The organism is Phytohalomonas tamaricis (assembly GCF_003012345.1).
Classification (GTDB): domain Bacteria; phylum Pseudomonadota; class Gammaproteobacteria; order Pseudomonadales; family Halomonadaceae; genus Phytohalomonas; species Phytohalomonas tamaricis.
This window is the reverse complement of the sequence record NZ_PVRV01000020.1, coordinates 646,144-659,249: the sequence shown is the minus strand read 5'-3', so window position 1 is coordinate 659,249 and position 13,106 is coordinate 646,144. Positions and strand designations below refer to the sequence as shown.

Here is a 13,106-nt window from a genome sequence, read left to right as displayed (position 1 = left end):
GGCAGGTGAGCTAAAAGTATGGCTTGCCTTATTTCTTTCCAATAAGTTCACTTCAATGAGCGAACCACGCTATTGAGAGGTAATACGTGTCAAGGAATCTGTGTGATTTTGCAGGGATGCGGGAGATTTTTTATCGGTTTTAGCTAATGTGAATTCTGGTCAACCCTGAGCGTAGCCGACCATCGTTGTCGGTCAGGGCGGCCCTCTTGGCCTAAGGAGGCTTCCATGAGCATCTTCGATCATGTACAGAATCGCTTCGAGCGAACGCAGCAGGAGGAGATGAGCCTCCAGGAGTATCTGGAGCTATGTCGAGAAGACCCTTCCATGTATGCCAGCGCTTCCGAACGCATGCTCAAGGCGATTGGCGAGCCTGAAGTCATCGATACCGCAAAGGACCCAAGGCTTTCACGCATTTTTTCCAACAAGCTGATCCGTCGCTATCCCGCTTTCGCCGAGTTCTACGGCATGGAAGAGGCTATTGAACAGATCGTTGCCTACTTCCGTCATGCGGCGCAGGGGCTTGAAGAACGCAAGCAGATTCTTTATTTGCTTGGTCCGGTGGGGGGCGGTAAATCTTCGCTGGCCGAGCGGCTGAAGGCGCTTATAGAGCACGTACCGTTCTATGCCATCAAGGATTCACCCGTCCATGAATCGCCTCTTGGTTTGTTCAGCCCGGAAGAGGATGGCGAAACGCTTGAGAAAGAATACCGCATTCCGCGTCGCTATCTGCGCTCGTTGATGTCGCCTTGGGCGGCTAAACGGCTCAAGGAATATGGCGGCGATATTTCAAGGTTCCGCGTCGTCAAGCTCTATCCCTCGCGTCTTAACCAGATTGCCGTATCCAAGACGGAGCCGGGCGATGAGAACAACCAGGATATCTCATCGCTGGTCGGTAAGGTCGATATTCGCAAGCTTGAACTTTTCTCCCAGGATGATCCTGACGCTTACAGTTTCTCCGGCGGGTTGTGCAAGGCCAACCAGGGCCTGATGGAGTTTGTCGAGATGTTCAAGGCGCCGATCAAGGTGCTACATCCTCTGCTGACCGCGACCCAGGAAGGCAACTACAACCCAACTGAAGGCATGGGCGCGATTCCTTTCGATGGCGTGGTGCTTGCCCACTCCAACGAATCTGAATGGCAACAGTTTCGTAATAACCGCAACAACGAAGCGTTCCTGGACCGTGTCTATATCGTCAAGGTGCCATATACGCTGCGGGTGTCCGAAGAGAGAAAAATTTACGAGAAGTTGCTCGAGCACTCCTCGCTCAACCATGCGCCATGTGCACCGGATACGCTACGAATGCTCGCCCAGTTCTCGGTACTCTCTCGTTTGAAGGAGCCCGAGAACTCGAGCATCTACTCGAAAATGCGGGTCTATGATGGCCAGAATCTCAAGGATACTGACCCGCGTGCCAAGTCGATCCAGGAGTATCGTGACGCAGCCGGCGTCGATGAAGGCATGGATGGGCTGTCGACGCGCTTTGCCTTCAAGATTCTCTCCAAGGTATTTAACTTTGATACCCACGAGATTGCTGCTAACCCTGTGCATCTGCTTTATGTGCTGGAGCAGCGTCTTGAGCAGGAGCAGCTGCCCAAGGAAACGCATGAGCGCTACCTGCGCTTCATCAAGGAATATCTGGCGCCGCGCTACGTCGACTTTATCGGCAAGGAAATTCAGACCGCCTATCTCGAATCCTATAGCGAGTACGGTCAGAATATCTTTGATCGCTACGTCACCTATGCTGATTTCTGGATTCAGGATCAGGAGTATCGGGACCCGGAAACTGGCGAACTATTCGATCGGCAGTCATTGAATGAGGAACTTGAGAAAATAGAGAAGCCAGCAGGGATTTCCAATCCCAAGGATTTCCGTCATGAGGTAGTCAACTTCGTACTGCGTGCCCGCGCACAGAACAACGGCAAGAATCCGAGCTGGCAGTCCTATGAGAAACTCAAGGGCGTAATCGAACACAAGATGTTTGCCAATACTGAGGAACTGTTGCCGGTCATCTCGTTCAACGCCAAGGCTTCAACTTCTGATAAGAAAAAACACGAGGACTTTATCAGTCGCATGGTCGCGCGTGGCTATACCGAAAAGCAGGTACGCCTGCTTTCAGAATGGTATTTGCGCGTGCGGAAATCTCAATGAGATCACAAGCACAAGTACGCAAGTCGCAGTAACGATGCCCGTCATGCCATGAGGCGAGCAGGATAATTCTCCGCTCGCCTCGCCAGGAGGTGGCACATGAGTTACTTCATTGATCGCCGGGCCAACGCCCGGCACAAGAGCGCCGTCAATCGCCAGCGTTTTCTGCAGCGTTATCGTAGCCACATCAAGCGGGCAGTGGAGGATTCGGTCAACCGTCGCTCGATTACTGATATGGAGCGCGGTGAAAAGATAAGCATTCCTAGCCGTGATATTTCTGAACCCGTTTTTCGCCATGGCCAAGGTGGCAAGCGCACTATCGTCAGCCCGGGCAACAAGGAATTTGTCGAGGGAGATCGTCTGCGCCGTCCTGGTGGCAGCGGGGGAGGCGGAGGCGCCGGTGAAGGCTCTGCATCCAACCAGGGTGAAGGGGTTGATGAGTTTGCCTTCAGCCTGACCCGTGATGAGTTTCTCGAATTCGTCTTCGATGGTCTTGAATTACCCCATCTTGAGCGCAAGCAGCTGGCCGACGTGGAGGAGGTGCGTCCGGTACGTGCCGGTATTTCGCGTGAAGGGGTGCCATCGCGCATGAATATCGTGCGCTCGATGCGCGAGGCTCAGGCGCGTCGTATCGCCATGCGGGCGCCGATCAAGCGTGCCTTGCAGGAGGCTCGTGAGGCGTTGGAGCTTGAGGAACACAAGGACCCGGTACTGCGCAACCCTTCTCGCGTCAAGGAATTAAGAGACGAGGTCGAACGGCTTGAAAAGCGGCTGGAAACGGTGCCGTTCATCGATACTTACGATCTACGTTACAACAATCTGGTCGATCAGCCCCAGCCATCAAACAAGGCGGTGATGTTCTGTGTGATGGATGTTTCGGGGTCGATGACACAAACGCACAAGGATATCGCCAAGCGTTTTTTCCTGCTGCTTTATCTCTTTCTTGAACGCAACTATGAAAAGGTCGAGCTGGTGTTTATCCGTCACCACACTGCGGCCAAGGAAGTCGATGAAGAGGAGTTTTTCTACTCACGTGAAACGGGCGGCACGATCGTCTCCAGCGCACTTAATCTGTTGAACGAGGTTATCCATGATCGTTATCCGCCGGGGCAGTGGAATCTCTATGTCGCTCAGGCCTCAGACGGTGACAATTGGGATGATGATTCAACCAACTGCCGGCATATCCTGTCCGACAAGCTGATGCCGCTTTTGCAGTACTACGCCTACGTCGAGATCACGCCTCACGCTCACCAGGCACTGTGGGAAGAATATGAGCGCGTAGCCGCGCATCATCCCGAGCGTTTTGCCATGCAGCAGATCGTCGAGGCGGGGGATATCTATTCTGTTTTCCGTGAACTGTTCCGCCGCCGCGTCGTGGCATGAGGAGGCATCATGGCTGAAATAGGCACCATAACGCGTGATGAGGAGTTCCTCGGCAAGGGCTCGGACTGGAATTTCGAGGACCTTGAGCACTACCAGCGTGAGATCGATCGGATTGCCAAGGATTACCGGCTCGATACCTATCCCAACCAGATTGAAATCATCACTTCCGAGCAGATGATGGATGCCTACGCCAGTGTAGGCATGCCGGTGGGCTATCATCACTGGTCATTCGGAAAACAGTTTCTCTCCGTCGAGCAGGCTTACCGGCGTGGTCAGATGGGGCTAGCTTATGAGCTGGTAATCAACTCAGATCCCTGCATTGCCTACCTGATGGAAGAAAACACCCTGATGATGCAGATTCTGGTCATGGCCCATGCCTGTTATGGCCATAATTCGTTCTTCAAGGGCAATTATCTGTTCCGCACCTGGACCGATGCCTCGGCCATCGTCGACTATCTGGTCTTCGCGCGCCGTTACATCAGCGAGTGTGAGGAGCGTCACGGTGTCGAGGCGGTCGAGCGTTTGCTTGATGCCTGCCACGCGCTGCAAAGTTACGGTGTTGACCGTTACAAGCGCCCATCACCGATTTCCGCCGAGGAGGAGGCCAAGCGTCAGCAGGAGCGTGAGGCGTACCTGCAGACGCAGGTTAACGCCTTGTGGAGTACTATTCCTCAGCCGCCCCGAGAAGAGCTGTTGCAGGATGATGATGATCCGCTTGGCTTGCATCAGCGTGGGCGCTACCCCTCGGAGCCGCAGGAAAATCTGCTCTATTTCATTGAGAAAAATGCGCCATTATTAGCGCCTTGGCAGCGTGAGGTTGTCCGTATCGTGCGCAAGCTGGCGCAGTATTTCTATCCACAGCGTCAGACCCAGGTGATGAACGAAGGGTGGGCAACATTCTGGCACTACACCATCATGCACCGTCTTTATGACGAGAAGCTGATCGGTGAAGGAATCATGCTTGAGTTTCTTCAATCCCATACGGCCGTGGTAGCGCAGCCAGGCTTTGATAGCCCTTATTACAACGGCATCAATCCCTATGCGCTGGGGTTTGCAATGTTCACTGATATCAAGCGTATCTGTGAGCATCCCACCGAAGAGGATCGGCGCTGGTTCCCTGATATGGTCGGCAGCGACTGGCTTGAAACGCTGCACTTCGCGATGAATAACTTCAAGGATGAATCCTTCATTCAGCAGTTTTTATCGCCCAAGGTGATGCGAGATTTGAAATTGTTCGCATTGCTGGATGACGATCGCGATGAAATGCTTGAAATCGCTGCGATTCATGATGACCAGGGCTATAAACAGGTGCGTGAAGCACTTTCTATTCAATATGCTCTAGGACACCGTGAACCTAACATACAGGTATGGGAGGCTGATGTACGGGGTGATCGGTCATTGACCCTGCGTCATGTGAGTAACGACCGCCGGCCGCTCGACAAGTCCGTTTATCCTGTGTTGCGCCATTTGCACCAGCTGTGGGGATTTGCGATCAAGCTTGAAAGCGTAAACGATCATGAGGTCACTCAGCGGTATCAGTGGCCGCTGCCGGAAGGAGAGTGATATACAGTAGTGGTGCCGCATGCTCGGCAAAAGACAACGCATACCGAAAGGCGGATATTCATCCGCCTTTTTTCATAATCTGCTTATCAACGCTGTACTAAGCGGGACGTGGTCTCTCACTGCCTTGTATACTCAGCCTTTTCTGAAGACTTGGTGAGGAGAGAAGGATCATGATCAATGCCGTTATTTTGATTAATGCCCAGACAGGGTTGGTACAGCCTGTGGCTGAACGCCTGGCAGAAATCGAAGGGATCAGTGAAGTCTATTCAACCTGTGGCCGTTACGATCTTGTCGCGATCGCTCGAGTGCGTGACTTTGAAGCGCTTTCGGATTTGGTTACTGCCCGGCTGACGGGGGTCGAAGGTATCCGTGATACTGAAACACTGTCGGCGCTGCAGGTCCATTCTCGACACGACCTTGAATCGATGTTTTCCGTTGGGCTGTAAGTGAACCGGATATGCCTGCTGTCTTTGTATTAATTCGACGTTTGAGCCGCCTCGGCGGCATAGGGTTTGTCTTTGCTGCCGTTATTGGCGGGCTGTGGTACTGGCAGGAACGCGATTATCGTGAACATATGGCCTGGATGGGCGTGCCCGAGGCCCAGGAGGCGTTCGATTGGCACACCTTCAACCGCGTGCTGCGTAACGATGGCTTTCTGGTGGGCTGGTCCGATCTACGCGCCAATCCACTTTGGGTCACGTACAAACTCACCCGTGTTAACCAATCGCGCCATCTGCCGCGGCCAAGCAGTTTTCGCGAGGACTGGCGTTCTCTGTGGCCAGTGGAATCAAGTAGTTACACCAGAAGCGGTTACGATCGCGGCCATATGGCGCCCAACTATGCGATTTCGCAGGTTTATGGGCGCACCGCACAGCTCGATACGTTCAAGATGACCAACGTCTCGCCGCAGCGTCCAGACCTGAATCGCAAAGTCTGGCAGCGTCTAGAGGAAGTCGTCATTGATCAGTTTGCGGCGCGCTTCGGCACCGTCTGGGTGGTGACCGGACCAATCTTTGACAATGATATCCGCCGTATGCGTTCTCTGATCGAGATCCCGGATGCCTTTTTCAAAATCATTGTTGTACCGGGCAAACATCCCAAGGCGCTAGCCTTCATCATTCCGCAGGATGTAACTGGTAACGAGCCGCTTGACCGTTTTCTGGTGAGCATTGATGAAGTTGAGATACGAACCGGCCTGAATTTTTTCCACGAGCTGCCAGAAGATACTGCTCACTCATTGGAAAGTCGGGTTGACTCTAAAGGATGGAATCTGGATAAAGTCGCCCGCCTGCCGTCACGCTATTGAGGGAAATGCAGATTTCATTTTAAAAACTATCTCCCTTATGGTGCTCAATGCCTCGGTGGAGCCGCACGTGCCGGTGAATACGGCAGAGACTTTGTCATGTCGCCAATACCGGCAGTGTGGCAGCAGAGCTTAATTGCTACGTTACCGAGCCTCACAGGCAGCGGCCTATTTCCACCTTACAGTACAGGTAAGGGGCACGGAGCAGGAGCGAAATGAGAGTTCAAGCCGGGCAATAATGGGATGAGAAACGATCACTGCATTGTTTGGTCGTGAGCAAGAGTTACTTAGTGCAAAGCACGGAGAAAGATGGGAAATAAGGTGGGAAACAGGAGATCAGCAATTAAGGGATGATAATGATAAAACTATCGAAAATGGTGCCCAGGAAAGGACTTGAACCTTCACGTCCGTAAGGACACTAGCACCTGAAGCTAGCGCGTCTACCAATTCCGCCACCTGGGCCTTGCTTGATCACCGCTGCTTGGTAGTGCAGAAGTAAAATGCTGCTGTTCAAACTTGGTGCCCGGAAGAGGACTTGAACCTCCACGTCCGTAAGGACACTAGCACCTGAAGCTAGCGCGTCTACCAATTCCGCCATCCGGGCAACGTTTCGCGTACTACTACTTTTCAGTTATACTTGCCGGGCCCGCAAATCACCCTGTCAAGTTAACCCTCTCAAGATATATTCATCTAAAGAAGGTGGTGCCCAGGAAAGGACTTGAACCTTCACGTCCGTAAGGACACTAGCACCTGAAGCTAGCGCGTCTACCAATTCCGCCACCTGGGCAGGTGGGCCGAAATAATACCTAATTTTTTCAGCGATGCAAGTGTGGATGAAACATAAAAGCGCCTTGGGTCAAGCCCAAGCCACGGCTATACTTTTCGTTATGTTTAAACGACACCTTAAAAAGCCGCACCCGCTGCTCGCCGTAGATTTTCAATCAAGGAAGTTGTTATGAATCATTGGACGTTGAGCGACGACCCGCAAGCGGAACGAGAAGCCAACAATTACGACAAGCCTGTCCCCAGCCGTGAATATCTGCTTGAGCGGCTCGAGGCGCATGGTAAACCTCTTACCCACGAAAATATGAGCCGTCTGCTCGGCCTTGAGGATGAAGACCAGCAGGAAGCTGTTCGTCGGCGCCTCAACGCTATGGAGCGTGACGGACAGCTTGATCGCAACAAGAGCGGTGGCTTTACGCTGATCGATAAGAGCAATCTGATCGAGGGGCGTGTTGTCGGTCATCGTGACGGTATCGGTTTTCTGGTACGCAAGGATCGGGTCAAGCCTGATCTGGTCATTCCACCGCGTCAGATGCGCCGCGTCTTCGATGGTGATGAAGTGCTGGCGCGTGTCAGTGGACGCGACCGGCGCGGACGCGACGAAGCCACCATCGTTGAAGTGCTGGCAAGAAATACCCAGACAATGGTGGGTATCTATCGCCAATCCGACCCGACCCAGGGGGTGCTGGTCCCCGAGAACTCGCGCATCATTCAGGAAATTCTGATTCCTGCCGGGGCCGAGAATGGCGCCAAGGATGGTCAGGTCGTTGCGGTGCGCATCACGCAGCAGCCAGCAACGCGTATTCAGCCTTCGGGTGAAGTGGTCGAAGTGCTCGGTGAGCGCATGGACCCCGGCATGGAAATCGATATTGCCATCCGGGAGCACGATATCCCCGCCGATTTCCCACCCGAGGTCGATGCCCAGATTGCCGGCATGTCCGCTGAAGTGTTGGAAGAAGATAAAGCGGCCCGCGTTGATTTGCGCAACCAACCGCTGGTCACCATCGATGGTGAGGACGCCAAGGATTTCGACGATGCCGTCTATGCTTGGAAAACCAAGTCCGGTGGCTGGAAGCTGATTGTCGCCATTGCTGACGTATCACATTATGTTCGGGTCGGAGCGCCGCTCGATCAGGAAGCGCATCAGCGTGGTAACTCGGTCTATTTCCCGGGCCAAGTAGTCCCGATGTTGCCTGAGCTGCTCTCCAATGGACTCTGCTCGCTCAACCCTGATGTTGATCGTCTATGCATGGTGTGTGAGATGAATATCTCGCAAAAGGGCGAGATCAGCCGCTACAAATTCTACGAAGCGGTGATGCGTTCTCATGCGCGGCTGACCTATACCAAGGTCGGTGCGATGCTGCAGGAGGCCGATAGCGAAGAAGGGCAGGCGCTACGTGAGCAGTACCGCGATGTCCTGCCGGCACTGGAAAATCTGCATGGGCTTTACAAGGTGCTGCGGAGTGCGCGGAGCGCACGTGGTGCGATCGATTTCGAAACCACCGAAACGCAGATTGTCTTCAATGAGCAGCGCAAGATCGAGAAGATCGTGCCACGCACGCGCAACGATGCTCACAAGCTGATTGAAGAGTGCATGTTGGCAGCCAACGTCGCGACCGCACGTTTCCTCAGCAAGCATGAGCTGCCGTCACTTTATCGCGTTCACCAGCAGCCGAGCCCTGAGCGGCTTGAGAACCTGCGCATCTTCCTTGGCGAGCTGGGGCTGACGCTAGGAGGCGGAGAGAAACCGCAGCCGAGTGATTTCCAAGCGTTACGTGATGCGATAAAGGACCGTCCTGACGCTGATATCATTCAGACGGTGATGCTGCGCACCATGAGTCAAGCGGTTTATTCACCACATAACGAAGGGCACTTCGGCCTGGCCTACACTGCTTATGCACACTTTACCTCGCCGATTCGCCGTTATCCCGATCTGCTGGTACATCGGGCGATTCGTTCGGTGATTCGTAGTGGCCAAGCAACAAACAGTGTTGAGCGGCTGGATGACACACCGGTCGAACCGGCCACCACCTGGTGTCCATACAGTTTCGAACAGATGGTCGAACTGGGTGAGCATTGCTCAATGACTGAGCGTCGTGCCGACGATGCGACGCGTGATGTCGAAGACTGGCTCAAGTGTGAGTTCATGTCCGACAAGGTGGGTGAGGTATTCGACGGTACTATCGCCTCGGTGACTCAGTTCGGCATCTTTGTACGTCTTGATGACTACTATGTCGAAGGATTAGTACATATCACTGCGTTACCTTCGGATTACTATCATTTCGAGCCGGAGCGTCACCAGCTCAAAGGTGAGCGGGGAGGATTGACCTATCGCCTCGGTGATGGCGTGACGGTGCGTGTGGCACGCGTTGATCTTGATGAACGCAAGATTGATTTTGAGCTCGCTGTCGCTGAACCGCTCTCACGGCGTAAAGTGCGGCGCAAGAAACCTGGCGGTGAGCTGCCAAGCCCGGCCCCTTCCGAGCAAGAGCCGCGTGGGGCAAAAAAACGCAAGTCACGCCCTGGCCGCAAGGAGCGTGAGCGTCTGCGCCAGGCACGTGCTACCGGTGATGCCAATGTCATGTCCGATGCTGCTGTATCTATATCGGACACGCCGGTGGCTCAGCCACGTCGCCGTTCAAAAGCGGGCGACGTTGGGGTGGGGCGTGATGATAGCCCGGGAGGCAAGGGCGATGCCAAGGCGAAAAAGGCCGGTAAGCCCTCGAAAGGTAAGAAGGTGCGCAAGGCCAAGAGTGCAAAGTCGGCCAGTGCAGCTAAGTCGACCAGCAAATCAAGCAAGCCCAAGAAATAATCAATAACGTTGTTATGTAAGGATATTGTCGTCAATGAAACATCGCCAAGCCCACCGGGGGCCACGGCCTCCGCGCGGGCTCGATGCCGTGTTCGGTGTTCACGCCGTGCAGGCGCTGCTGAAGCAGGGAAATGCAGCGAAAATGCTGTGGGTTCAAGAAGGGCATGCCGAAAAGCGTTTGCAGGAGCTGATTGACGATGCCATCCGACAGGGGATGTCAGTCGAGCATTTTCCTCGGGATGTTCTGGACGTCCAGGCCAATGGTGGTTCTCATCAGGGGGTAGTCGCTTTCTGCGCGCCGCTGATCGCTGAGAGCGAAGAGACCCTGATGTGGCGATTGGAAAGCTGGCAGGCTGCGGTACCGCCCTTGTTACTGGTACTTGATAGCGTCACTGATCCACATAATTTTGGCGCTTGCCTGCGCAGTGCAGATGCTGCAGGTGTGCATGGCGTGATTGTTGCCAAGGATAAATCCGCGCCGTTAAACGCTACCGTGCGCAAGGTAGCCTGTGGCGCGGCCGAAACCGTGCCGGTTTATCAAGTGACCAACCTGGCACGCACACTGGCACGGTTAAAAGAGATGGGCGTATGGATTGCTGGCGCCGCCGGTGAGGCTGATCAGTCAATCTATGATATTGATCTGCGCGTCGCGAGTGCTCTGGTCATGGGTGCCGAAGGCAAGGGACTACGCCGTCTGACGCGTGAGGCATGCGATATGCTGGTCAAGTTGCCGATGGCGGGCAGCGTGTCGAGTCTCAATGTCTCGGTAGCCACCGGGATATGTCTGTTTGAAGCAGTACGTCAGCGGCAGTCTTGATCTGAGGCATTGTCCATCCTTGACTTGCAACTCTTACTGACCCTCTCTACAATTGTGCGGTTTCGCGGCCGGCATATATGTTGAACGAATATTCAACGTTGAGCCGCCGTGGATACCTTCCTATCAACTCCTTGCTTTTCCTGGTGCTTGAGTTTTTCAAAGGCCCGAGGGGAAGCTGTTAAACCGAAAGGAGAAGTCATGCGTCATTACGAAATCGTATTCATGGTCCATCCGGACCAGAGCGAGCAGGTTCCGGCGATGATCGAGCGCTATACCAGCCTCGTCACCGACAATGGCGGTATCGTGCATCGCCTCGAAGATTGGGGACGCCGTCATCTGGCTTACCCGATCAACAAGATTCACAAGGCTCACTATGTTCTGATGAACGTTGAGTGTGCTGGCGAAACGGTCGCAGAACTGGAAAATATCTTCCGTTTCAACGACGCCGTCATTCGCAACCTGGTCGTACGTGCTAAGGAAGCCGTCACTGAAGCTTCGCCGATCATGAAGGCTTCTGATGACAAGGGTGCCCGCCGTCGTGACGACAGGCCGCGCGGAGATCGCGATGACCGTAGCGATCGTGATGATCGTGATGATCGTGATGATGCCGATCGTGATGAGCGCGAAGCTCAGACCGAAGAAGCTTAACCAAGCCCGTCGTTTCCGGAGGATTATCCCATGGCACGTTTTTTCCGTCGCCGTAAGTTTTGCCGCTTCACCGCCGAAGGCGTGAAGTACATCGATTACAAAGACATCGAAACACTCAAGTCTTACATCACTGAGACTGGCAAGATCGTCCCGAGCCGTATTACGGGAACGCGTGCGCGCTATCAGCGTCAGCTCGCGACTGCGATCAAGCGTGCGCGTTATCTGGCGCTGCTGCCGTATACCGATAGTCACCTGTAAGTTCTAGCATCAATGCTGGCTTTTGCTCGCTGGGTCATGCGCGGCCTGCCACAGGCATGTGGTGCTGCGCTGTTGGCATCACTCATTCCATGGCTCTTCTGGGTGGGTGCTGCGGTTAGCGCATTAGTCACGTTACGCCGTGGTTTCAGCGCTGCTGTTCCGGTTCTGATCGCCGCTGCTATCCCTGCCGGCTGGTGGTGGATGCAAGGCGATACGGTTCCGTTGGCGGCAGTGTTGATGGTCACACTGATGGCGACTGTGCTGCGCGCGCGAGTGAGTTGGGGTCAAGCACTTATTGCTGCGGCTCTGGCGACCACTGTGCTGATCCAGTTAGGTATTTTTCTGCCGAAGGATACCAGCCAGTTATTGATGCAAATTCGTGACAGTTCCCCGGAACTCGATGAAATGTTGGCGAACTACGCCCAGCAGGGCGTGGCTGTTGATCGCCTGACCGAACTGGTCATCAGTGCCGTAACCGGTCTGGTTGTGCTGTTCGCGTCAATTATTTGTCTGGCGCTTGCACGTTCGTGGCAGGCCGGGCTGTATAATCCAGGCGGATTTCGCAGTGAATTTCATCAGCTGCGCCTATCACGCGGTGAGTTGGCTGTCGTGGTGGCTTTCGGCATCATTGGTGTAGTGTTGGGATTACCTTCTGCCGCGCTAGTGGCCTGGGTACCGCTGTTGGTTGCCGGTATCGCGCTGGTGCACGGTTTCATCGGGATGAAAGGGATGAACGGGCTTTGGCTGGTGGGCTTTTATGTCCTGCTGTTGACCACCTGGCCCACTATAGTGATTGTGCTGCTACTGGCGTTGGCGGATACCTTTGCGAATTTCCGCATCCGCATCACCAGTAGTCAACGTTAAGAGGTTAACGAGATGGAAGTCATTCTGCTCGACAAACTCGGCAAGCTGGGCGATTTGGGTGACAAGGTCGCTGTCAAGTCCGGTTACGGTCGTAACTATCTGGTGCCTTACGGTCTAGCCGTACCGGCGACCAAGGAAAATGTTGAAGCGTTCGAAGTACGTCGTGCTGAGCTTGAACGTCAGGCGGCAGGTCGTCAGGCTGAAGCAGAAGCCCGTGCAGCCCAGCTTGGTGACATCGAACTGTCATTGGTCGCCAAAGCCGGTGACGAAGGCAAGCTTTTCGGTTCTATCGGTCCTCGCGATCTGGCTGATGCCATCGCACAGGCAGGCATCAGCGTCGCCAAGAGCGAAGTGCGTATGCCGGAAGGTCCGATTCGCCAGACGGGTGAATACGACATCGACTTGCAGCTGCACGCTGAAGTGAAAGCGAGCGTCCGCGTTGTGGTGGTTGCCGAATAAGCGAATTGTTGCCGCTACGCGGTAAACGATACGTTGGAAAGGCACGGGGCCTCCCGTGCCTTTTTTTATGT

Annotated in this window: 11 protein-coding genes and 3 tRNA genes; 11 read left to right on the top strand and 3 right to left on the bottom strand. The window is 54.3% G+C overall.

All coding sequences use genetic code 11. The features are described 5' to 3' along the window. Positions 1–225: 225 nt before the first annotated feature. The 5 genes from C3Z11_RS08465 to C3Z11_RS08445 all read left to right on the top strand — a co-directional run bounded on the left by C3Z11_RS08465 (position 226) and on the right by C3Z11_RS08445 (position 6,397). Positions 226–2,148 carry a PrkA family serine protein kinase gene (locus C3Z11_RS08465; RefSeq protein WP_106477489.1) on the top strand — a complete coding sequence of 641 codons (1,923 nt, stop codon included), beginning with the start codon at positions 226–228 and terminating at the stop codon, positions 2,146–2,148. Between the two features lie 96 nt (positions 2,149–2,244). Beyond that, positions 2,245–3,528, top strand: coding sequence for a YeaH/YhbH family protein (locus C3Z11_RS08460; RefSeq protein WP_106477488.1), 1,284 nt, complete (start codon positions 2,245–2,247; stop codon positions 3,526–3,528). 9 nt (positions 3,529–3,537) lie between these two features. Further along, entirely contained in the window at positions 3,538–5,091 is a 1,554-nt protein-coding gene (locus C3Z11_RS08455; protein ID WP_106477487.1) for a SpoVR family protein, read from the top strand. A gap of 170 nt (positions 5,092–5,261) precedes the next feature. Beyond that, on the top strand, positions 5,262–5,537 hold the full coding sequence (locus C3Z11_RS08450; RefSeq protein ID WP_106477486.1) for an Lrp/AsnC family transcriptional regulator: 276 nt from the start codon (positions 5,262–5,264) through the stop codon (positions 5,535–5,537). A gap of 11 nt (positions 5,538–5,548) precedes the next feature. Then, positions 5,549–6,397 (top strand): DNA/RNA non-specific endonuclease, encoded by an 849-nt coding sequence (locus C3Z11_RS08445; RefSeq protein WP_106477485.1) that lies wholly within the window; start codon positions 5,549–5,551, stop codon positions 6,395–6,397. Between the two features lie 372 nt (positions 6,398–6,769). On the opposite strand, the gene C3Z11_RS08440 is transcribed toward C3Z11_RS08445, so the two are convergent. The 3 genes from C3Z11_RS08440 to C3Z11_RS08430 all read right to left on the bottom strand — a co-directional run bounded on the left by C3Z11_RS08440 (position 6,770) and on the right by C3Z11_RS08430 (position 7,181). Further along, a tRNA-Leu gene (locus C3Z11_RS08440) sits at positions 6,770–6,856 on the bottom strand. Between the two features lie 55 nt (positions 6,857–6,911). After that, positions 6,912–6,998, bottom strand: a tRNA-Leu gene (locus C3Z11_RS08435). A gap of 96 nt (positions 6,999–7,094) precedes the next feature. Continuing rightward, positions 7,095–7,181, bottom strand: a tRNA-Leu gene (locus C3Z11_RS08430). Positions 7,182–7,349: 168 nt separating this feature from the next. Here C3Z11_RS08430 and rnr point away from each other — a divergent pair. From rnr to rplI, 6 genes are all read left to right on the top strand, one after another. Further along, positions 7,350–9,989, top strand: coding sequence for a ribonuclease R (gene rnr, locus C3Z11_RS08425; protein WP_106477484.1), 2,640 nt, complete (start codon positions 7,350–7,352; stop codon positions 9,987–9,989). 34 nt (positions 9,990–10,023) lie between these two features. After that, positions 10,024–10,806 carry a 23S rRNA (guanosine(2251)-2'-O)-methyltransferase RlmB gene (gene rlmB / locus C3Z11_RS08420; RefSeq protein WP_106477483.1) on the top strand — a complete coding sequence of 261 codons (783 nt, stop codon included), beginning with the start codon at positions 10,024–10,026 and terminating at the stop codon, positions 10,804–10,806. A gap of 198 nt (positions 10,807–11,004) precedes the next feature. Next, a complete protein-coding gene (rpsF, locus tag C3Z11_RS08415; protein ID WP_106477482.1) occupies positions 11,005–11,454 on the top strand; it encodes a 30S ribosomal protein S6 in 450 nt (149 codons plus the stop codon). Between the two features lie 30 nt (positions 11,455–11,484). Next, complete coding sequence (rpsR, locus tag C3Z11_RS08410) at positions 11,485–11,712, top strand: 30S ribosomal protein S18 (RefSeq protein WP_106477481.1); 228 nt, start codon at positions 11,485–11,487, stop codon at positions 11,710–11,712. Positions 11,713–11,724: 12 nt separating this feature from the next. Beyond that, positions 11,725–12,576, top strand: a complete 852-nt coding sequence (locus C3Z11_RS08405; RefSeq protein ID WP_106477480.1) for a hypothetical protein — start codon at positions 11,725–11,727, stop codon at positions 12,574–12,576. 12 nt (positions 12,577–12,588) lie between these two features. Further along, on the top strand, positions 12,589–13,035 hold the full coding sequence (gene rplI / locus C3Z11_RS08400) for a 50S ribosomal protein L9 (protein ID WP_106477479.1): 447 nt from the start codon (positions 12,589–12,591) through the stop codon (positions 13,033–13,035). Positions 13,036–13,106: the final 71 nt, after the last annotated feature.

Coding starts and splice junctions, on each gene's coding strand:
- C3Z11_RS08465 (WP_106477489.1), top strand. CDS start 226: ATGAGCATCTTCGATCATGTACAGAATCGCTTCGAGCGAACGCAGCAG.
- C3Z11_RS08455 (WP_106477487.1), top strand. CDS start 3,538: ATGGCTGAAATAGGCACCATAACGCGTGATGAGGAGTTCCTCGGCAAG.
- C3Z11_RS08450 (WP_106477486.1), top strand. CDS start 5,262: ATGATCAATGCCGTTATTTTGATTAATGCCCAGACAGGGTTGGTACAG.
- rpsR (WP_106477481.1), top strand. CDS start 11,485: ATGGCACGTTTTTTCCGTCGCCGTAAGTTTTGCCGCTTCACCGCCGAA.
- rplI (WP_106477479.1), top strand. CDS start 12,589: ATGGAAGTCATTCTGCTCGACAAACTCGGCAAGCTGGGCGATTTGGGT.
- rnr (WP_106477484.1), top strand. CDS start 7,350: ATGAATCATTGGACGTTGAGCGACGACCCGCAAGCGGAACGAGAAGCC.
- C3Z11_RS08405 (WP_106477480.1), top strand. CDS start 11,725: ATGCTGGCTTTTGCTCGCTGGGTCATGCGCGGCCTGCCACAGGCATGT.
- rpsF (WP_106477482.1), top strand. CDS start 11,005: ATGCGTCATTACGAAATCGTATTCATGGTCCATCCGGACCAGAGCGAG.
- C3Z11_RS08460 (WP_106477488.1), top strand. CDS start 2,245: ATGAGTTACTTCATTGATCGCCGGGCCAACGCCCGGCACAAGAGCGCC.
- rlmB (WP_106477483.1), top strand. CDS start 10,024: ATGAAACATCGCCAAGCCCACCGGGGGCCACGGCCTCCGCGCGGGCTC.
- C3Z11_RS08445 (WP_106477485.1), top strand. CDS start 5,549: ATGCCTGCTGTCTTTGTATTAATTCGACGTTTGAGCCGCCTCGGCGGC.